Genomic DNA, 18049 nt, shown 5'->3' with positions numbered 1-18049 from the left:
CAAGCGAAGGCGCGCCGGAGCAGCACGGCGCGCTGCGATCTCCGCTACGTCGGCGGCCGGTGTTCGGAGCCGGGATGCCGCTGTGGAAACGCGGAGGCGGCAGCGAGCTGGTCGATGCTGTCGCGTTGGCGATCGAACACGCCAAGGAGATCGCCTTGCAGCAGCCGGCCGCCTGACAATCTCATCCGAAGCGGATCGACGTTACGGCCGTTGATCCGCACCTCATAATAGAGATGCGGTCCGGTCGAGAGCCCGGTCGATCCGACATAGGCAATCGTCTCGCCTTGGCGAACCCGGTCGCCGATCTTCAGCCCGGGCGGGAAGCTCGCAACGTGGGCATAGGTCGTCTCATAGCCGCGATCGTGCAGCACGCGAATAAATTTCCCATACCCGCGTTCGTACCCTTCGGTCTCGACGACGCCGGCGCCCGCGGCCGCAATGGGCGAACCATAGGGCGCGGCATAGTCGACGCCCTCATGGAAGCGGCGGTCGCCCAGGATCGGATGAGTACGCCAGCCAAAACCGTCACCGAGGCGCCCGCTCACGACCGGCTTGCGCAACAGGAATCTGGTGATGGACTGGCCAGCCTCATCGTAGAAATCGGAGCTGCCGTCGTCCGGCGCCGTGAAGCGGTAGTAGCGGTGCGTCTGCCCGCCCGCGGTCAGGTCAATGAAGACCAGCTCCGGTTGGCCAATTTCGTTGGGGGCATACATGATCTCAGCCACATCGGCGTCGCCGAGCGGCTCATCAAGGTCGAAATCGCGGCCACACAGGCGCATTAGCTCGGCAACGATGCCCTCATCGACGTGATTGGAGCGCGCAAGCGCGTTGAGACCATCACGTAGCGTTTCACCGGGGACGGAATGCGTGTCGATCGACTCACGCAGTAAGCTCTCGCTCCCGAGGGGGATATCCGGCTGTTCCGGCACGATCGCCTGGTACTGGCCGCTATCGGCGCGACCGACGGCGGACACACTGGCGTCCGTCCGTTCGATCGACACTTTCGCGACATGGCCAAGTGCCGAACCGGCCTCTCCGTCTTGTTCGACGATCGTGATTTTCTCGCCACCGGACAGCGTCTCCTGGCCGCCGGCCGATGGGAAAGCGGCAAGGATCGCCGGCGCGTCCGCAGCAGCCGCAGTTAACGCCCGCAGAATGGCAGACAGCGTGTCACCGCTTCTGGCGATAATGACATGTCGATGGTGACGAGACGACGAAGGAGATTTGGGAAGGCTGGTGACGTTGATCGCCTCACCTGTCGGCGAAGGCGGACGCGGCGCGTCTTCATCGTCTGCATAGGCGCTGGTGCCGCCCGGCAGCCCAACGCGTGATGGACCTGCTCGCATGATCGATGGCAACTCCGGCAGCAGCGCGCGTTGCGAGCTCACTCGCTGATCGTCCTTACCGTCTCCCGGTGCTTCGCGACGATGGTCCTGTTGTGGTTCGGGATCGATCTCCGCGAGTCGCGCTGACACGCGGGTAAATCGACGGACCGAACCGGCATCGCTCAGCTGCTCGATCTTGAGCGCACCGGAACTGCCTTGCGAGCCGGGCCTCCGATCCAGACGGTCGCCGCGCCGCGCCTCGTCAACCACCTGCCCTGTGAAGCGCGGAAGTGAAACGACCGGCGATACTGCGAATCGCAAGTGATCTCCGAATGCTCCGCGAAGCGCGCCAACCAGGAGCGCGACAGCAGCGGCGCCAATCAGAACCGTCCCCGCCATCCAGCGGAGACTGACCGCGCGCCGGTCCGGCGGCTCGCCCTCGACCGTCAGCGGCGGCTCGTCAAGCGATGGGATATTGCGGGCGCTCGATCGATGACTACCCGCTTTGGTCGCTTCGCCACGGCCGGTCATCAACGCCCCTCATCCCCTCGGCGCACGGTCTCGGGATGCCCCACGCCCGCGGCAAGCCGTAGATGCCATACGCCTTGGGGCGATTGTTTGGCCTTCGTTCAGGGTGCGGTCCAATTAATGCGGAGCCGGGCCGATGCTGCATCCGCCGAGACTCGGGAGGAGGCTCAGCATACCGCTCGCCGCGCTGACAAGCGCAGGGATCAGCGCTCAAGCGTCCTCGACGCGGCGCCCCGGCTTTTCACGATCAGCATGATGTTGCGGATGTAGATCAGCGTGGCGAGGCCCTGCCCGATGATGATGACGGGTTCGCGCTTGGCGAGCCCGTAGATCAGCGTCATCAGACCGCCGCCCATCGAGAAGAACCAGAACGCCATCGGCACCACGCTCTGGCCGGCGCGCTCGCTGGAAATCCACTGCACCAGGAAGCGCGCCGTGAACAGCAATTGCGCGACGAGGCCAAACGCCAGCCAGAAGTCGAACTTGGCGACGAACACGTCGTAGAAATAGGCGCTCAGCGCCTGGCCGTACTGAATCAGCATCACTTCACCTTGGTCACGATCGGCACTTCCGCGACGCCCGTCACCTCGGTGACATCAGGCACTTCGGTGACGACCGGTGTCGGCTTCTTGCGGCGGATCAGCCACCACACGCCGGCGAGATCCATGATCCCGATCCAGAGCCGGTCGAAGAATCCGTAATTCGAGACGCCGGAATGGCGCGGGCGGTCGACGACGTCGACATAGGCAATCGTGAGCCCCTCGCGGCGGACCAGCGCCGGCAGGAAACGATGCAGCCCGTCGAAATAGGGCATTGCCAGGAACACCTCGCGTGGAAACGCCTTCAGTCCGCAGCCGGTGTCGCGGGTGCCGTCACGCAGGATAACGCTGCGCACGTTATTGGCGATGCGCGATTGTAGTTTCTTGAAGCCGGTATCCTTGCGCCCGACGCGCTGGCCTGCGGCAAGCCCGACGCGGCCATTGCCGCTCGCGATTGCCGCGATCAGGTCCGGCAGGAAAGCGGGGTCGTTCTGGCCGTCGCCATCGAGCGTCGCCACGATCGCACCGCGCGCGGCACGAACGCCGCTGCGCACGGCGGCCGACTGGCCCGACGAGACGGCGTGGCGGAGCTGCCGCAGATTGGGCCGCTGCGCCATGATCGCGCTCAGCCGTTCGCCGGTGGCATCGGTCGAGCCGTCATTGACGTAGAGGATCTCGTAGGCCCAGCGCCCGTCGAGCGCGGCCGCGATCTCGGCGATCAGCGGCGCGATATTGTCCGCCTCGTTGCGCACAGGCACGACGATGGAAACGGCGACCGGCATCTGGTCGGGAGCAGGCAAATCGGCACTCGTGGTTGGTGTTATCGGCGATGGAACCAGCCCGATCCGGCCGTCGGGCGACCGCTTTTATGGGGCGAAGGCGCTCCTCGCAACCCTTTTGAGGCGCCCTTCCGAGGGCCCGGACAGTGCCACAACGGTGCCATCGTGATGAATGGCGAAACCAAGGCGGCGGGCAGCGAACCAGTAGCGCACGGTCATCGCGCCGATCACGCCAACCAGCGCGCCGGCCACCACGTCGCTCGGATGATGGGCCAGCAGCACCAGCCGGGTCGCGGCGATGATCAGCGCATAGACCAGCATCGCAACCCTCGCACCGGGCCACACCGCCGACACGGCAAAGGCGAGCGCGAATGCAGTGATCGAATGTCCCGACGGAAAGCTCGAATAGGCCTCTGTGCCGGCGAAGTGCTGGAAGTTGAAGGCATTGGCCTTGCCGCCGACAAACGGCCGCCCGCGGCCGACGATCCACTTGATCACTTCCCCGAGCACCACCGACAGCACGACGGACAGGAACAAATATTGCAGCCTCGTTCCAAGGCCGAGCAGGGTCGCGCGCGGCACGCCGCGCAGCGCCGGCGCTGCCAATGCGACCACAACCAGCAGCAGGCCGAGCGTGCACAGCACATATTCGTCCTTGCCGAAATCAGTCAGGATTCGCACCCACCAGAGGCCCGGCGTGCCGCGCGGGGGCATCGCGCTGATTTCGGCGACGTCCAACACGTACATCAGCGTGATGATGGCAGCGCCGACGATGACGACGAGCAGGAGCACGTGGCGCGCGGAACGCCGCGCCGCCTCGGCCCGGCGCGAATGCGACGGTGCACGCACGAGCTGGGCAAGCGACAGCCAGACCAGCGTCAGCAATCGTCCGAAATAGTTGGCGGATTCCAGGGGGGCTGGCGGCGGGGGCATGTCACTCCGTCCCTTCGGAGCGGAAGATCGCGATCGAGACCGCCTTGCCCTGCGAGATGTTGTAGCCTTCGACGCGCACCGGCGCGTTGTACCGCAGACCGATCGCCTCGGCGCGCTGCACGAAGGACCGCTCCGAGCGCTGTTCGACCAAGGCGAAGCGGCAGGAGCCCTGCCCCAGGAAATCGGCAGCGCCCGATCCGTCGGTGAGCAGTGTCGAGGTGTCGGTCATGAACACCAGACTCGGCTCGTGGAAGCCTGCGGCCGCCGCCTTCGGACCGACGCAGGTGACGTTGCGCAAGGCGCGTGCGACCTCCTGGCTCGGAAACACGGTGGTGAGCCGCGGCAGCACCACACCATAGGTGCCGGCCGCCATCAGCGCCGCGGCGATCACCGCATTGAGCAGCGAGCGCTCGGCGCGGCTGTCCTCGAACATCCACCAGGCGATCAGGCCGAACACCATCGCGACGGCGAACAGGGGCCAGGCCGGAAACACCGGCTGATGGATCGCCTTGATGGCGCCGACGATCACCAGCACCGAGGCGCAGGCGGGGATCGCGAACCACCAGGCGGCGCCGCGCAGCAGCCACGAGGAGCGCGACAGCACGCGCCGCTCCAGCGCGCCCACGGTCAGGATCGCGATCGCCGGATAAAGCGGCAGCACGTAATGCGGCAGTTTCGTCAGCACGGCCTCGAACACGATCCAGGACGGGATCAACCAGGCCAGCAGGAATTGCGCGCCGGGCTCGCGCCGCGCGCGCCAGATCGCCGGCGCCGCCATGCCGGCGAGCGGCGCGCCGGGCCAGAACGTGATCCAGAACAGCAGCAGATAGACCCCGGGCGGCGCGCCGTGGGACTCCTGCGCGCCAAGCTTGCTCAGCATGTCGCCGCCGACCGAGTCGGCAAAGAAGGTCTCACCGGCGCGCAGGAAGATCAAAACGAACCACGGCAGCACCAGCACCAGGGTCCACATCAGGCCCCAGACCGGGCGCATGCGCCAGAACCACGCCGCCGATCGATCGAGTATAGCGAGTGCGGCCATCGCGAGGCCGACGAACATCAGGATCAGCGGCCCCTTGAGCAGGATGCCGACCGCCAGCGCCGTCCAGAAGATCGCAGGCGGCCCCCATGACGGACGCGCCGGATCCTCGCCGCGCTGCCAGGACAGATAGACCCGCGCCATCGCCCCCATCGCGGCGGTGACTGTCAGGAGCAGCATCGCATCGGTCTTGGCAAGCCGTGCCTCGACCCCGAGCAGCACGCAACTTGCCATCATCAAGGCGGCGAGCGCCGCCCCCTGTCGCGTCACGAAGGCGAGTGCCGTCCAATAGGTCAGCAGCACCGCGCCGATCGCACCGATCAGGGACGGCAGGCGATAGACCCAGATGCGGACCTGAGCGCGCGGCACCCCGAGCGCGGAAATCGTCTTCAGTGCCGCCGCCTGCATCCAGTAGATGCCGACCGGTTTCTTGTAACGGACGTCGTCCTGGAAGCGGATATCGACGAAATCGCCGCTCTCGACCATCTGCTTGGTCGCCTGGGCAAAGCGCACCTCGTCGCGGTCGATCGGCGGGATGGTGAAGAGGCCCGGCAGGAACAACACCAGGCAGGTCAGCGTCAGGAACAGGATCGAACGCCATTGGCTGGCCGTTGCGCACTCGAACGCCATGAACAGCCTGCGGCTCGAATGCGCAGGTTTTACAGACTGTTGCCCTGCTCCGAAGCGCCGGGGTTGGAGGCTATCCACCATGGGTTTCGCATACGATGAAACCGCAGCGCAAACAACCGTCCAGTTCCGCTTTCCCTCGCGATCATTGCACGCGGATCACACATCATTGCACGCGGATTACAACGGTATCTGCTGCCCCCGTGGCGTCGATCACCGTGAGCCGCGCGAAGCCCGGTCCGGGCGGGTCAATCAGGCGCTGGCGCCGGCTGTCGATGTCCCCGGCTGAGACACCATTCACGAGCACGGTCAGCGGCAACACACCGCCGGCGACCTTGACCGGCATCGGCGCATTACCGCCGCTTTCGGAGCGATCGACGTCGATGCGCGAGCCGTTCAGCGGAAACTGGATGTGCGGCGCCTGGTCATTGCCGCTGCGGATCAGTTCACCGAGCGGCCGGAACCGGCGCAGCGGCGGCGGTAGTTTTGCGTTGGAGGCGACCAGCACGCCGCGTGGCGGCTTCGGCAACGCCGCCGGGATCTTGCCGGTGCGCGCAAAGGCATCGAACAGGATCGGCGCGGCCGCGGTGCGGCCGACCAGGCCCGGCACCGGCGCGCCGTCCGGACGGCCGACCCAGACACCGATCGTGATGCGGCCGTCGAAGCCGACCGACCAGGCGTCGCGATAGCCGTAGCTGGTGCCGGTCTTGAACGCGATCCGGTTGTGCACGCCATTCTCCGGCGGCGGCGTGCCGAGCAGGACATTGCCGACCTGCCAGGCCGCAGCCTGGTCCATCAGCCGCATCGTGTCACGGCTATCGCTCGCCTGCATGATCTCGCGCAGCGGTTTCGTCGCGCCGAGCCGCGCCAGGCCAGAGTAGAGCTGGGCGAGATCCTGAAGCGTGATGCCGACGCCGCCGAGCCCCATCGCCAAGCCCGGCGCCTCGTCCTTCGGCAGCACGAGGCTGGTGCCGGCCTGCTTCAGCCGCGACGACAGCCGGCTCGCGCCGACCCGGTCGAGCAGCGCGATCGCCGGCACGTTCAGCGACAATTGCAGCGCCTTGCGGATCGGCACCGTGCCCTGGAACGTCATGTCGAAATTCTCCGGCGCGTAGGAGCCGAAGCGGACCGGCCGGTCCTCGATCAGGCTGTCGGGATGGACAAAACCATCCTCGAAGGCGAGGCCATAAATGAAGGGCTTCAAGGTCGAGCCCGGCGAGCGCACCGCGCGCGTCATGTCGACCTGCCCGGCCCGCCGCTCGTCGAAATAATCCGCCGAGCCGACGCGCGCGAGCACGTCGCCCGTTTCATTGTCGACCACGATGATCGCGACCGAGACGTCAGGCCCCTGCGCGATGGCGCGGTCGCGCGCCAGCGCCTCCAGGTTTCGTTGCAGCGTGGCGTCCAGCGTCAGTTTGATGACGGGCGTATCCTTCATCGTCGCGATCGCCTGATCGGACGAATGCGGCGCCAGGATCGGGATCTGCTTGCGCATCTTCGGCACTGCCGTCGCCGTGGCCTGCGCGGCATCCTCCTTCGACACCACGCCATCCTCGACCATGCGGGCGAGCACGCGGTCGCGCGCGGCATGCGCAGCTTCGGGGAAACGGTCGAGCCGCCGCCGCTCCGGCGATTGCGGCAGCGCCACCAGCAGCGCAGCTTCCGCAAGCGAGAGGCGCTTCGGCTCCTTGCCGAAATAGGCGATCGAGGCGGCGCGCACGCCCTCGAGATTGCCGCCGAACGGCGCCAGCGCGAGATAGAGATCGAGGATCTGGCCCTTCGAGAGCTGTCGCTCCAGTTCAACCGCGCGCACCATCTGCCGCAGTTTTGCGTAGACCGAGCGCTGGTGCCGCGGCTCGATCAGCCGCGCCAGCTGCATCGTGATGGTCGAGCCGCCGGAAACGATATGACCGCGGGTGAGAAGCTGGAATCCGGCGCGCGACAGCGCCAGCGGATCGACGCCGTGGTGCTCGTAGAAGCGCTTGTCCTCATAGGCGAACAACAGCTTCAGATAAGTCGGATCGACCGACGTCTTCGCGTCGACCGGCAGCCGCCAGCGCCCGTCCGCCATCGCATAGGCACGGAGCAGTTTTCCATTTCGATCGACGACCGTGGTCGAGACCTGCTGCGCCTGCGTGAGCGGCAGCGGCCCGAGCGAGACGACCCAGGCGGCGAAGGCACCGGTGATCGCGATGAGCACGACGGCCATCGCGGCAAAGAGGCGTAGGGGCCACCTCTCACCGCGCTTGTCATGCCCGGGCTTGACCCGGGCATCCACTTCTTCCTCACACGCCGCAGACGTGGATCCCCGGGTCAAGCCCGGGGATGACGAGGAGAGTGCTGGACGCGCGTCTTCGCTCATTCCGCGATCACTCATTTCGCCGGCTTGACCTCAACCGCGCCGGTGCCGCTGCGGCCGTAGCGCGAGGGATTGTACATGTCCTCGACATAGGCCTGCGGCAGCACATATTTGCCCGGCGACACCGCGCGTACCACATAGGCGACCGTGAACACCGACTTGTCGTTGGCGCCCCGGTCGATCGCCGCGGTGAAGCGGTCATCGCGGAACTCGGTGTTCTTCGGCTCGACGCCGTCCTCGATCCACTCGAGCGTGCTGGAATCGCCTGATGACACCAGATTCGGATTGTCGATCTCGAGCCCGGCCGGCAGATAATCGGCCACCATGATGTGGCCGAACTCCGGCTTGGCTTCCGTCACCTTCAGGACAACTGCGAAGCGGTCGTTCTGTTTCGCCTTGGTGACGTCGGCCGGCTTGCCGTCGAGCGTGTAGTAGGCACGTTCGATCTTGAAGCCGTTGGAAGCCGCCGGCTCCGGCGTGACCGGCGAGCCCGACACCGAGACCACTGCCTGCACGGGCGCGTCGCCGGTGTTGGTGTTGGTGATCCGGAGCGGCTGGCCCGTCATCTCCTCGGCCTTGTAGCTCCGATAGACCGCGGTCTTGACCGGCTGGCCATTGATGTCGAGCGCCAGCGTTTCCTTGGCGAGCGCGCGCGCCGCCAGCACCATCCACGCATTCTCCTGCGTCGAGGTGTAGGGCGAGAGCCCGCGCGCAGCTTCGACCCGCAGCACGGCCTGGGTCAGCGTGGTGCGCGGCGCATTGCCCTCGCCCGCAAGCGAGACCAGCGCAGCCGCATCGCGCAGCGCCGAGCCGTAGTCGACCCGGCCGAACTCGATCACGGGTTTGCGGTTCAGCGCATCAAGCGCCGCGCCATAGACCCGCTCGGCCCTCGCCTTGTCGCCGACCAGCGCCAGCGCCGCGGCCAGCTGCGCCTTGGAGATCGGCGTCGCCAGGTTGTTGAGCTTGGTATCGGCGAGATAGCGCAGATCACCGATCGGCGCCGCGCCGTTGCGCGCGAGCACGTAGAGGCCGTAGGCCAGATCGCGGCCACCGTCCTTCTCCGGCTCGTTGGCATTGACCACCGAGTTCCTGACGCGGTCGAGCGCGTTCTTGAACAGCACGTCCGGCACCGCAAAGCCCTTTTCGCGGGCCCGGGTCAGGAAGTCGGTGACGTAGGCGTCGAGCCAGGCGTCGTCGCCGCCCGCCGACCACAGGCCGAACGAGCCGTTGGAGCCCTGTCGCGCCAGGAGACGCTCGATCGCGTCGCGGATGCGCTGGTCGACCGCGGTGTCCATCGCAAGATGGGCGCCGGCGGCGAGATCGTTGACATAGAGCAGCGGCAGCGCGCGGCTCGTGATCTGCTCGGAGCAGCCATAGGGGTAGCGGTCGAGCGCCTTCAGGATGCTGGCAGCATCGAGCGCGGTAGACAGGCTCGCCGAGATCGAGACGCTGCCGGTACCCGGGACGAGATCGGAGAACATGTCCGAGGTCAGCGTCAGGCTCTCGCCCTTCGCCAGCGTGCGGATCGAGCGACGCGCCAGCACCTGGGTCGCCGGCTTGACGTCAAGCGCATAGTGACGCACCAGCGTCAGCCCGTTCGGCCCCGAAATGTCGACGTCGAAATCGGCACGTCCGGCGCCGCCGGCCTCCAGGCCAAGCGACAGCGATGAGCGCTGCTTGGCGGCGAGCTTCACCTTCGTGGTCGGATTGCCCGAGGCCTTGATCGGGCCGCTCGCCTTGACGCTGATCGCGTAGTCGCCGGCGGCGCCTTCGACATTGTCGATATCCATGCTGATGGTGCCCTTGTCACCGGTCAGCAGGAAGCGTGGCAAGGTCGCGGTCAGCACCACGGGATCGCGTACGATCACATCAACATTGGCGCGGCCGAGTTTGGTAGCGCTCCACGCCACCGCCATCACCCGCGCCGTGCCGGCGAATTCGGGGATGTCGAAGCTCACTTCGGCAGTCCCATCAGGGCCGACCGTGACGATGCCGGAATAGAGCGCCAACGGCTTCTGCGTCGGCGGCGAGCCCTGCAGCTCGGCACCGGCGGCGTCGCCGCCGCTGCGGATCTGGCCGCGGGTGCCCTGCATGCCGTCGATCAGCTGGCCATAGAGGTCGCGGATCTCGGCGGTCAGACGGCGCTGGCCGAGATAGTAATCGTCCGGCGCCGGCGGCTTGTAATTGGTCAAATTGAGAATACCGACGTCGACCGCAGCCAGCACCACCTTGGCGTCCTCGCCGGGATTGAGCCCGCCGAGCTTGACCGGGATCTTCAACGTCGAGCCCGGCCGCACCAATGCCGGCGGCGACAGCTCGACGGCAAGCGTGCGCGTCTTCTTGTCGATGCCGAACCACTTCAGCCCGATCGCGCGGCCCGGCATGCGCCCGGCGGCGGCATCGAGCGGACGGCGCAGCGTCGTCATCACATAGGCGCCGGTGCCCCAGTCCTTGCCGACCGGGAGCTTGACCTGCTGGGTGCCCTCCTTGACGTCGACGCTTTGGGTCGTCAGCAGGCGGTCGCCGAGCACATAGACGGTGAGCTTGCCGGCGGTGCGTGCGTTGACCGACACCGTCATGGTGTCGCCGGATTGATATTCCGGCCTGTCGATCGAGGTTTCGAGCAGGTCGGGCGTGTCGGCGCTGCCGTCGGAATACCAGCCGACGTCGAACTGCACCGAGGTCACGGGACCGTCGGCGTCGGTCGATTTCACGTCGAGCCGGTAGCGGCCGGGCTGCGGCTGGAAGCTCAGGCGCATCGGCTTGTCGGCCGCGAGGTTGACGTCGCCATCGGCAACGCGGCGGGTCGATTTGACCGGCTCATAGTTCCAGGACGAGTTCTGCCGGTACCACTGGTAGCGCGACTCCAGCTTCAACAGCTCGTAGCGCAGCCCGTTGCGCGGCAGCTGCTTGCCGTCGGGCGCAAGGAACACGACGTCGAACTCGGCCTTGTCGCCTTCGGCCACGCTCTTGTCGCCGAACATCGGCTTGACGCCGATCAGCGATGCCACTGGGGCCACCGGCAGCACGATCTTGCGCTCGACCGACCGGCCGCCGGTCTCCGCCATGCGGATGTAGATCTGGGCCTCCTGCGGCCGGGTCGAGGTCGGCACCTTCTCGAGCTTCACCGGGAAGGTGGCGGCGCCATTGGCATCGGCCTCCGGCAGGTCCTCGATCGGGGTCCGCTCGTTGCTCGCGGTCTGCTCGTCGTCGACGCCGAACTGGTAGCCGGCATAGCCGGGCCGGCCGGCCGCCGCGGGCGCCACCAGCATGTCGCCCTCGAGCTGCAGGCCCGAGGCCGGCGCGCCATAGAGGAAATGGCCCGAGACCTGAAGTTCCACTGGAACTTCAGCTTTGATCATCTTCTCCTTGCTGGTCAGATCGAATTCGACCCGCTCGGGGATGTAATCCTCGACCATGAAGGTGGTCTCGCCGACCGAGGAGCCCTTGGGATCGGTGAAGACGCGGGCCCGCCAGGTGCCGGTCGGCACCGCCGAGTTCAGCGCCACTGCCAGCATCCGACCACCGGCGCCCTGGTCGGGCAGCACGGTACGGCGGAATTCCACGCCGTCGGGGCGCTCGATCACCATGGTCAGCGGTGTCCCGGTGAGGGCGTTGCCCTGCCCGTCGCGCAGCAGCGCGGTCAGGTAGACGGTCTCGTTGGAGCGGTAGACGCCGCGCTCGGCGTAGACGAAGGCGTCCGCGCCGGCCGGGATCGCCCGCCCCGCGACGCCGCGGTCGGTCAGGTCGAAGGCGTTGGTCTTCAGGCTCAGGAAGGCGTAGTCGGCCTTCTCGCCCGTCACCGTGAGCAGCGCCGGCGACAGCCCGCCTTCACCGCGAGCCAGCCCCTGCTCGAACAGCACATGGCCGGCCGCATCGGTCTTGCGGGTGGCGAGAATCTCGTTGTTGCGGGCGACCAGCTTCACTTCGGCATTGGCGACCGGCTCGGTCGAGGCCAGCGAGTTGACGAAGACGTGGATACCGTCATTGCCGGAGAAGGCCGACAGGCCCATGTCCGAGACGATGAACCATTGCGTCGCCAGCGTGCCGTCGTCGTCGGTGCCCGGCCCCTTGGCCGCGGCGGTCATGACATAGACGCCCGGCTGCAGGTCGCCGAGCGCCTGGTCGACCGGAAACGCCGTGACGACGTCCTGGTTCAGCGTGGTGGCGGTCGCAAGCTCGCCGGACCAGACCTTGACGCCGCGCTGGTCGCCGAGATCGGAGAGCTGGTAGCGGCTCAGCGTGCTCTGGAAGTCGCTGTCGATCACTGTGTTGATCAGGTTGCGGTCGCCGATCCGGAAGACGTCGACCGTGACCGCCGGCGTGTTGACGCTGACCAGCGGGATACCGCGCTGCCCGGTCCGCGGCAGCACATAGGCCCGCCCCGTGAACCGCACGAACGGCTTGCGGTCGCGGACATAGATGTTGAACTCGGCGGATTTCGGCAGCGTCTCCTTGACGGTCGACGGCAGGCCGGCGCGCAGATTGATGTTGTAGCGCTCGCCGTGCTTCAGCCCGTCGACGCAGAGCTGCTGGCCCTCCGCCGACAGCGCCGGCTTGTCGGTGCCGGCCAGTGCGAGGTAAGGCGCGAAGTCGACGCGCTTGGCCAGTTCCTCGGAGAACTGGAAGCAGGCCCGCGGCGAGGCCGCGTCGGAATCGACGGTATAGTCGAGCAGCCGGAAGCCGTGCTCGTCGCGCATCTTCTCATACTGGCCGCGGACATCGGCCACCTCGCGCAGGTCGAGCGACATCCGCAACGCATCAAGCGCCGGGCGCCACAGCTTGCGCTCGGCCAGCGCCTTGCCGAGCACGGCCAGCGCGTCGGCCTCCTCGCCGGCATTGCCGGCCCGCTGATAGGCGATGTAGGCGGCCGTGGAGGCGCGCTCCATCAGGAAGGTCTGTTCGCTCGAGCTGGCGGAGCGGATCTGGAACACGGTCCTGGCGAGCCGCAGCCAGTTGGCGCCGTCCTCCGGCGTGGTGGCGGCGATCTGGCCGAGGATCTGCAGCCCACCGCGGAAATCATTGCGCTTGAAGGCTGAGTCCGCATCGGTGCGCAGGGTCGCTGCCGATTTGTTGACGGCGCCGGCCTCGCTCTTGATCTGGGCCTCCAGCTTGATCGCGGAATCGGCGAGATCGTCGCGCTTGAAGGCCTTGTCCGCGGCCTGGGCGCTCATTTGGGCGCTCACCAGGCCAAGCACCAGCGCGGTGCAGACTGCGGCGGCACGAACCAATCCGATCATGATGGAGCTCCTGAACGCCCCGCGGTCGAGCGCCGCGTTGGGGCCAAAAATGCGCGAAAAGGTGACGGAGTGAAGGCGCTGATATGAACGGACGAAAACGTCGCAGGTCGCATTGCCGACTTCCTTTGACCAGCCCCGGCGGCAGCTCATGCCGGCTCGGCGGACTGGACAGGCCAACGCAGGGCGGGGACCCCTGCTCCGCTTTGTCGTCCGCCCCCAGAAATCGGTTCGGACGGACTTGGCGGGAAAGCGGATTTTTCATATTGCGGGTGCTACAAGGCGGCCACGGTCCCGTAGCTCAACTGGATAGAGTAGCGGATTTCTACTCCGCGGGTTGCAGGTTCGAATCCTGCCGGGATCGCCAAAGAAAACGGGCGAAAATTCCTTTTAAATCAAAAGGATTTACCCCCTTTATCCACGGGACAGGCATTCACAGTTTGTGTAGAACGAATGCGGATCAATGCAGCTGTTTGCGGCCGAATGTTGCACCAAATCCCCGGAAAAATTCCCGAACCAATTTCGCACAGCGGAACGTGATCTCCTGTGGTGTACCAAGTCCAGCGCGTATTTCCGAGACTAGCCGCGAGGTTGATTCTCTGTGGTGGACGACGGGCACGACGACGCGATACCGCACAGCTCCCGGTCTCTCAGAAACATCTTAACCGTTATCTGGCAGAGTTCGATTTCCGTCAGGATAGGCGCGAGGCTCTTGGCATCGATGATGTCGAGCGGACACGTTGTGCCATTCGTGGTACGATTGGAAAGCGCCTGACTTTCCGAGACTCGCCCGTCTCGGACGCGCGAGAGTTTTAAGGCCGTGGCCGAGAAAGTTACAGTGACAGTCAGCGCTTCCGGCGCTCACCCCGACGTCCTGACCGTACAGGATGCCATGCGGCAGGTGCTGGACGTTTTCGATCTGCTCACGGCGGGTGACACTGCCGTGGAATGGCGGTTGTCCAGAGCTAGCACAAACAGTCCTTTCTACGCCGAAGGCGAGGCTGTCAGCTTCGAGCCTGCGGTTGACATCACAGTCGTTGCCCGCGCTCAAAAGCAATTTGTCGCCGATGGAATGCGAGAGATCGCCGCAGGCCATGTTCCATCTGGATGGGACGACAAACGCTTGAAGACTGCCAAGCGTCTTTATGAGCGCAACTTGAATGGCGTCGGCGCAACGAAGGTTGATTTCCAGCAGGGCGGAGAGATCGTCCTTACGCCTCGATTTGCCAGGCTTGCGGTCGCTGTCCTGTCCGCATCCCCGACGCTTAGCCTCTATGACTTTCCTCGCACCAAGGGCGAGGTTGGCTCTATTGAAGGTGTCTTCGCTCACCTATCCACCTATAGGAATCAGCCCGCTATAGGAGTAGTCGAGTCCCGGACGAAGGCTATCGTCTGGTGTGTGTTGAGCCCTGCTCTTCAAGCCAAGTTTGCAGATAAGGCAGATTTCGAAGACTTTTGGAAGCACAGCCGTGTACAGGTTCGCGGTCGCATTCGTTATACGCCAAGCCGAGCTATTTCTTTCGTTGTGGCCGAGGATATTGGCCGCATTGAAACAAAGGCAGTCCCCCTGACTACTATTCGCGATGCTGATTTTACCGGCGGTTTGTCCATCAACGAATATCTAGAGCGATTTAGGGAAGGCGTGGTTGGCTGATAAGCCGCGATACTATTGGGATGCATGCGCCTGGATTTCGTTGATCCAAGGGGACGCAGAGAGATTTGATTCCCTCGCTTACGTGGTGGAGGAAGCAAGAAGCGGCAAAGTTGAGATTTGGACGTCAAACTTCACTTTAGCTGAGGTCTACAAGCGACCTTGCGGCGGAGTTCAAAGGAGCCTTACCGTCGCGGAGGACGTGCCCTTCGAGGACTTCATACTTCAGGACTTCGTGACGCGAGTTCAAGTAGACTTCGACGTTGGCACATTGGCGAGGCGTTTGCTCAGGAACTATCCAGCGATCGTGAAGCCACAGGATGGCATTCACCTCGCTACGGCGCTGCTCAACAACGTTGATGAATTGCATACGTATGATCGGGAGAATCTGATCGGCCTCAGCGGACAAATAGTCCGGCCCGATGGAAACAAATTGAAGATCGGTCATCCGCCCGCGCGTCCGGCTCCGCCACAGCCGGAAAAAACGCCTCTTGAGGAAGCCATTGATCGGGCCACAGCGGAGAAAGATGTCAATAACCAGGCAACAGGCACCGACAAAGCCTAGGCCGTAGATGACGCGAGTGACTGTGGTGAGGCCACAGAAGGTCCATACGAGGAGAGCCGGAATGAGCAAAGAACTGTTGGAGGAACGGCACGAGCGCGAGCAAGCGGAAGCTGTCGCGTCGGCGCTCGGAATTTCCACCGACGAACTGGACGAACTCGATTGGAGGTTAGAGCCACACGAAAGCGATGACGGCTTGCTGTACGGACATAACGTCTATTTTGGCGAAGGCTCTGATCCCGAAATTCTCAAGCGGATCGACGGCCTGGTGAATGGCAAGTGGGTTCGCATAGGGCCGTTGTGATCGAGGCTGTGGTGATGCGGAAACGGTCTGGCAATGGCTGAAGGTGGTTGGGTCGTATTGGGTGCGGCGATCGGAACCATCGGGTCGGTGGCAACGACGCTATTGAATGCTTGGCTGACCAAAAACACGCCAGACTATTTCGATCAGCGGGCGATGAGTGTTCTCAGGGCCATACTGACCGACAGCAAGGATCCCTGGCATTCAATCCAGCGCTTGTCCCGTGTCGTCGGCTTAAAGGACGAACACACGCGCCAGCTTCTGCTTCTGATCGGTGCGCGCGGCCATGAATCTGGATCGGGCGGCTGGGCGTTGATATCTCGGGTCGGGACCAAGATAGAGCAGACTGATAACGTTCAAATCAGCGAGGGTTAAACGCGAAGTCGAAGTCGTCATCTCAGATCAGTCCCACCAAACGGCGATACCGAGCCAGGTGACGACGGCAATCGCCGCGCAGGCGATGGCCGACCAGGCGACGAGCTCGAGCAGCTGGCGCAGTTTGTATTCGGCGACCCAAAGCACCAGCAGGACGACCGCGACGATCGCGAGCGCAATCGCCGCATTGTTGAAAACGCCCTGCAGCGCAGCGGCGTCGTAAGCGAAATCAATCATGTTCCCCCCGATGGATCGACAATGATGAAACCGGCGAGCGATCGCGCATGCAGGCGCGTCAGGCCGCCGCCGGAGTTGGAATCGTGGACGAGCCAGATCGCGGCCTCGAGCTGCTCGACCAGGATGAAAACATGATGCCGGCGCACGGCCGCCATTCGCGGCGCCGGCCGAGCTCGCGGGAAAGCGAACCAGGCCGCCGCCAGGTTGAGCCGCGGAATGATGCGGCCGAACAGGTACAGGCTTGCGCCGCAGCCGCAGAACGCATGCGGACAGCCATGCGGCCGGCCGCCGAGCGTTTGCGGCGCCGGCCAGGCGCGCGCCAGGCGTGGCCGCGCCTCGGCCGCCGAGCTCGCGACGATCAGCACGAGCGCGGCGGCGACAACGATGCGAAACATCAGTGCTGCGGAGAGTTGCTCTTGATCGTCTCGATCCGATCGGTCATGCGATCGAGGCGCCCGGAAATGTCCTGCTTGAGCTCGGCGAAACCGCGCTCGAGCCTGGACACAACCATTTCAAAACTCGACTTGCGAACGAACTCGTCTCGCGACCAGATCTCAACCTGGTAGAGCTTTGCGGCGAGCTCGGCGGCATGCTGGGATGCCGCCTGCGCCTCGCGCTTGGCCTCGGCCGCAGCCGTGGCCGCAACCGCCGCCGCGGCCTCGGCTTTTGTGATCCGGTCGGAGTAGCGCGTCCAGAAACCGACGATCGTCGCCAGCGCGCCGATCGCCGTGACGATCGCGCCCCATGTAACCGCGTCGCTCATTTCGCCTTCTTTCGCTTGAACAGGCCGAACCGAGGCGCCGGCTTTTCCGCCAGCGTGATGTTCTCGCAGGCCGCGCCCTCGACGCGGCCGATGCCCTCGCGGACGTCCTGGTACTGGCAGACGGCGCGACGCAGGCAGGCATTGACCTTTGCCAGCGCCGCGCGGTCGGTTTTCCAGAGCCGCTCGATCTCGCCGGCGTTGAGGTCGCGATCCGGCGTATCGACCGGCGTCCGCTCGCAGGCCGCAACGTCCGCCGGCATCGCGGGAATGTTCGGCGCATCCGGAGGCGGAGCCTGCAGCCGCTCTTGGCTACCGAACCCCGCGCACCCGGCGAGACATGTCGCGAGTAAAACACTTGTTAGCGTTAGCCGGCGTTGCATCGATTGCCCCCTGGTTTGACTTGAGCTGCGCCTCGGCCTCCGCGGCGCGCTTGGCGTCGCGCTGCTGCAGGGCGTTGGCAAAAACGAGCTGGCGATCCTTCTCCTCGAGGCGCGCCTGCAATTGAGCATTCTGCTCGGCGACCTGTGCCGCCTCGCATTTGGCATCGGCCGAGCTAAAGCCGGCGTTGTAGAGATGCGCGGCGCCGGCTATCGCGGCGCCGCCGGCGACGACAGCCAGGCCGCCGGCGAACAGCGCGCCGGCCGCGAATGGCGAGAGACTGACGCCGGCGGCGCCGGCCAGGCGCATGACGATCGCGACGATCCAGCTCATGCGTGTTTCCCCGCGCGGTAATCGGCTAGGCGACGCTGCTCGAGCGTGTCGGCCACGAACCAGACCAGGACGCCGACGCCGGCGAC

General features: G+C 65.3%; 16 protein-coding genes, 1 tRNA gene and 1 pseudogene. 6 read left to right on the top strand and 12 right to left on the bottom strand.

The window, feature by feature from the left end; all coding sequences use genetic code 11:
* Nucleotides 1-44: 44 nt before the first annotated feature.
* The 7 genes from K359_RS0137845 to K359_RS0137815 form a co-directional block, all read right to left on the bottom strand.
* Nucleotides 45-1856, bottom strand: a complete 1812-nt coding sequence (locus K359_RS0137845) for a M23 family metallopeptidase (RefSeq protein WP_029083890.1) — start codon at nt 1854-1856, stop codon at nt 45-47.
* Nucleotides 1857-2056: 200 nt separating this feature from the next.
* Nucleotides 2057-2395: a lipid-A-disaccharide synthase N-terminal domain-containing protein gene (locus tag K359_RS0137840; RefSeq protein WP_029083889.1), complete on the bottom strand. Its 339-nt coding sequence runs from the start codon at nt 2393-2395 to the stop codon at nt 2057-2059.
* Entirely contained in the window at nt 2395-3174 is a 780-nt protein-coding gene (locus K359_RS0137835) for a glycosyltransferase family 2 protein (protein WP_035977822.1), read from the bottom strand. Before K359_RS0137835 ends, K359_RS0137840 begins: the two co-directional genes overlap by 1 nt.
* An 84-nt stretch (nt 3175-3258) precedes the next feature.
* A complete protein-coding gene (locus K359_RS0137830) occupies nt 3259-4104 on the bottom strand; it encodes a phosphatase PAP2 family protein (protein WP_035977819.1) in 846 nt (281 codons plus the stop codon).
* 1 nt (nt 4105) lies between these two features.
* A complete protein-coding gene (locus K359_RS0137825) occupies nt 4106-5851 on the bottom strand; it encodes a glycosyltransferase family 39 protein (RefSeq protein ID WP_029083886.1) in 1746 nt (581 codons plus the stop codon).
* 82 nt (nt 5852-5933) lie between these two features.
* Complete coding sequence (pbpC, locus tag K359_RS0137820) at nt 5934-8045, bottom strand: penicillin-binding protein 1C (protein ID WP_029083885.1); 2112 nt, start codon at nt 8043-8045, stop codon at nt 5934-5936.
* 95 nt (nt 8046-8140) lie between these two features.
* Nucleotides 8141-13366, bottom strand: a complete 5226-nt coding sequence (locus tag K359_RS0137815; RefSeq protein ID WP_029083884.1) for an alpha-2-macroglobulin — start codon at nt 13364-13366, stop codon at nt 8141-8143.
* Between the two features lie 287 nt (nt 13367-13653).
* Here K359_RS0137815 and K359_RS0137810 point away from each other — a divergent pair.
* The 6 genes and pseudogenes from K359_RS0137810 (at nt 13654) to K359_RS0137790 (ending at nt 16252) form a co-directional block, all read left to right on the top strand.
* Nucleotides 13654-13730, top strand: a tRNA-Arg gene (locus tag K359_RS0137810).
* A gap of 281 nt (nt 13731-14011) precedes the next feature.
* A pseudogene (locus tag K359_RS64860) lies at nt 14012-14179 on the top strand (IS1595 family transposase); the annotation flags it as partial.
* Between the two features lie 4 nt (nt 14180-14183).
* Entirely contained in the window at nt 14184-15017 is an 834-nt protein-coding gene (locus K359_RS0137805) for a hypothetical protein (RefSeq protein WP_029083883.1), read from the top strand.
* Entirely contained in the window at nt 15010-15579 is a 570-nt protein-coding gene (locus K359_RS0137800; protein WP_084518645.1) for a PIN domain-containing protein, read from the top strand. Before K359_RS0137805 ends, K359_RS0137800 begins: the two co-directional genes overlap by 8 nt.
* A 61-nt stretch (nt 15580-15640) precedes the next feature.
* The gene (locus tag K359_RS0137795; protein WP_029083881.1) at nt 15641-15880 is read left to right on the top strand and encodes a hypothetical protein; all 240 of its coding nucleotides are present in this window, start codon (nt 15641-15643) and stop codon (nt 15878-15880) included.
* 33 nt (nt 15881-15913) lie between these two features.
* Nucleotides 15914-16252 carry a hypothetical protein gene (locus tag K359_RS0137790; protein ID WP_029083880.1) on the top strand — a complete coding sequence of 113 codons (339 nt, stop codon included), beginning with the start codon at nt 15914-15916 and terminating at the stop codon, nt 16250-16252.
* A gap of 27 nt (nt 16253-16279) precedes the next feature.
* On the opposite strand, the gene K359_RS0137785 is transcribed toward K359_RS0137790, so the two are convergent.
* The 5 genes from K359_RS0137785 to K359_RS54290 are packed head-to-tail and all read right to left on the bottom strand — an operon-like array spanning nt 16280 to nt 17963.
* A complete protein-coding gene (locus K359_RS0137785) occupies nt 16280-16489 on the bottom strand; it encodes a hypothetical protein (protein ID WP_029083879.1) in 210 nt (69 codons plus the stop codon).
* The gene (locus K359_RS54295; protein WP_035977817.1) at nt 16486-16884 is read right to left on the bottom strand and encodes a hypothetical protein; all 399 of its coding nucleotides are present in this window, start codon (nt 16882-16884) and stop codon (nt 16486-16488) included. Before K359_RS54295 ends, K359_RS0137785 begins: the two co-directional genes overlap by 4 nt.
* A complete protein-coding gene (locus K359_RS0137775) occupies nt 16884-17252 on the bottom strand; it encodes a hypothetical protein (RefSeq protein WP_029083878.1) in 369 nt (122 codons plus the stop codon). Before K359_RS0137775 ends, K359_RS54295 begins: the two co-directional genes overlap by 1 nt.
* Nucleotides 17249-17512, bottom strand: a complete 264-nt coding sequence (locus K359_RS0137770; protein WP_029083877.1) for a hypothetical protein — start codon at nt 17510-17512, stop codon at nt 17249-17251. The genes K359_RS0137775 and K359_RS0137770 overlap by 4 nt, the downstream gene beginning before the upstream one ends.
* Before the next feature lie 49 nt (nt 17513-17561).
* Nucleotides 17562-17963, bottom strand: coding sequence for a hypothetical protein (locus K359_RS54290; protein ID WP_051346633.1), 402 nt, complete (start codon nt 17961-17963; stop codon nt 17562-17564).
* Nucleotides 17964-18049: the final 86 nt, after the last annotated feature.

Origin of the sequence: Bradyrhizobium sp. th-b2 (assembly GCF_000426785.1) — a bacterium.
In the GTDB taxonomy this organism is placed as follows: Bacteria; Pseudomonadota; Alphaproteobacteria; order Rhizobiales; family Xanthobacteraceae; genus Bradyrhizobium; species Bradyrhizobium septentrionale.
The sequence above is the reverse complement of the archived record's forward strand: the minus strand, read 5'-3'. Positions and strand labels throughout refer to the sequence as shown.

Excerpts from the sequence above, each read along its gene's own strand:
- K359_RS0137845 (WP_029083890.1), bottom strand. The coding sequence starts at position 1,856 with ATGACCGGCCGTGGCGAAGCGACCAAAGCGGGTAGTCATCGATCGAGC.
- K359_RS0137795 (WP_029083881.1), top strand. The coding sequence starts at position 15,641 with ATGAGCAAAGAACTGTTGGAGGAACGGCACGAGCGCGAGCAAGCGGAA.
- K359_RS0137775 (WP_029083878.1), bottom strand. The coding sequence starts at position 17,252 with ATGAGCGACGCGGTTACATGGGGCGCGATCGTCACGGCGATCGGCGCG.
- K359_RS0137770 (WP_029083877.1), bottom strand. The coding sequence starts at position 17,512 with ATGCCGGCGGACGTTGCGGCCTGCGAGCGGACGCCGGTCGATACGCCG.
- K359_RS54290 (WP_051346633.1), bottom strand. The coding sequence starts at position 17,963 with ATGAGCTGGATCGTCGCGATCGTCATGCGCCTGGCCGGCGCCGCCGGC.
- K359_RS0137825 (WP_029083886.1), bottom strand. The coding sequence starts at position 5,851 with ATGGTGGATAGCCTCCAACCCCGGCGCTTCGGAGCAGGGCAACAGTCT.
- K359_RS0137840 (WP_029083889.1), bottom strand. The coding sequence starts at position 2,395 with ATGCTGATTCAGTACGGCCAGGCGCTGAGCGCCTATTTCTACGACGTG.
- K359_RS54295 (WP_035977817.1), bottom strand. The coding sequence starts at position 16,884 with ATGTTTCGCATCGTTGTCGCCGCCGCGCTCGTGCTGATCGTCGCGAGC.
- K359_RS0137835 (WP_035977822.1), bottom strand. The coding sequence starts at position 3,174 with ATGCCGGTCGCCGTTTCCATCGTCGTGCCTGTGCGCAACGAGGCGGAC.
- K359_RS0137830 (WP_035977819.1), bottom strand. The coding sequence starts at position 4,104 with ATGCCCCCGCCGCCAGCCCCCCTGGAATCCGCCAACTATTTCGGACGA.
- K359_RS0137815 (WP_029083884.1), bottom strand. The coding sequence starts at position 13,366 with ATGATCGGATTGGTTCGTGCCGCCGCAGTCTGCACCGCGCTGGTGCTT.
- K359_RS0137785 (WP_029083879.1), bottom strand. The coding sequence starts at position 16,489 with ATGATTGATTTCGCTTACGACGCCGCTGCGCTGCAGGGCGTTTTCAAC.
- K359_RS0137790 (WP_029083880.1), top strand. The coding sequence starts at position 15,914 with ATGGCTGAAGGTGGTTGGGTCGTATTGGGTGCGGCGATCGGAACCATC.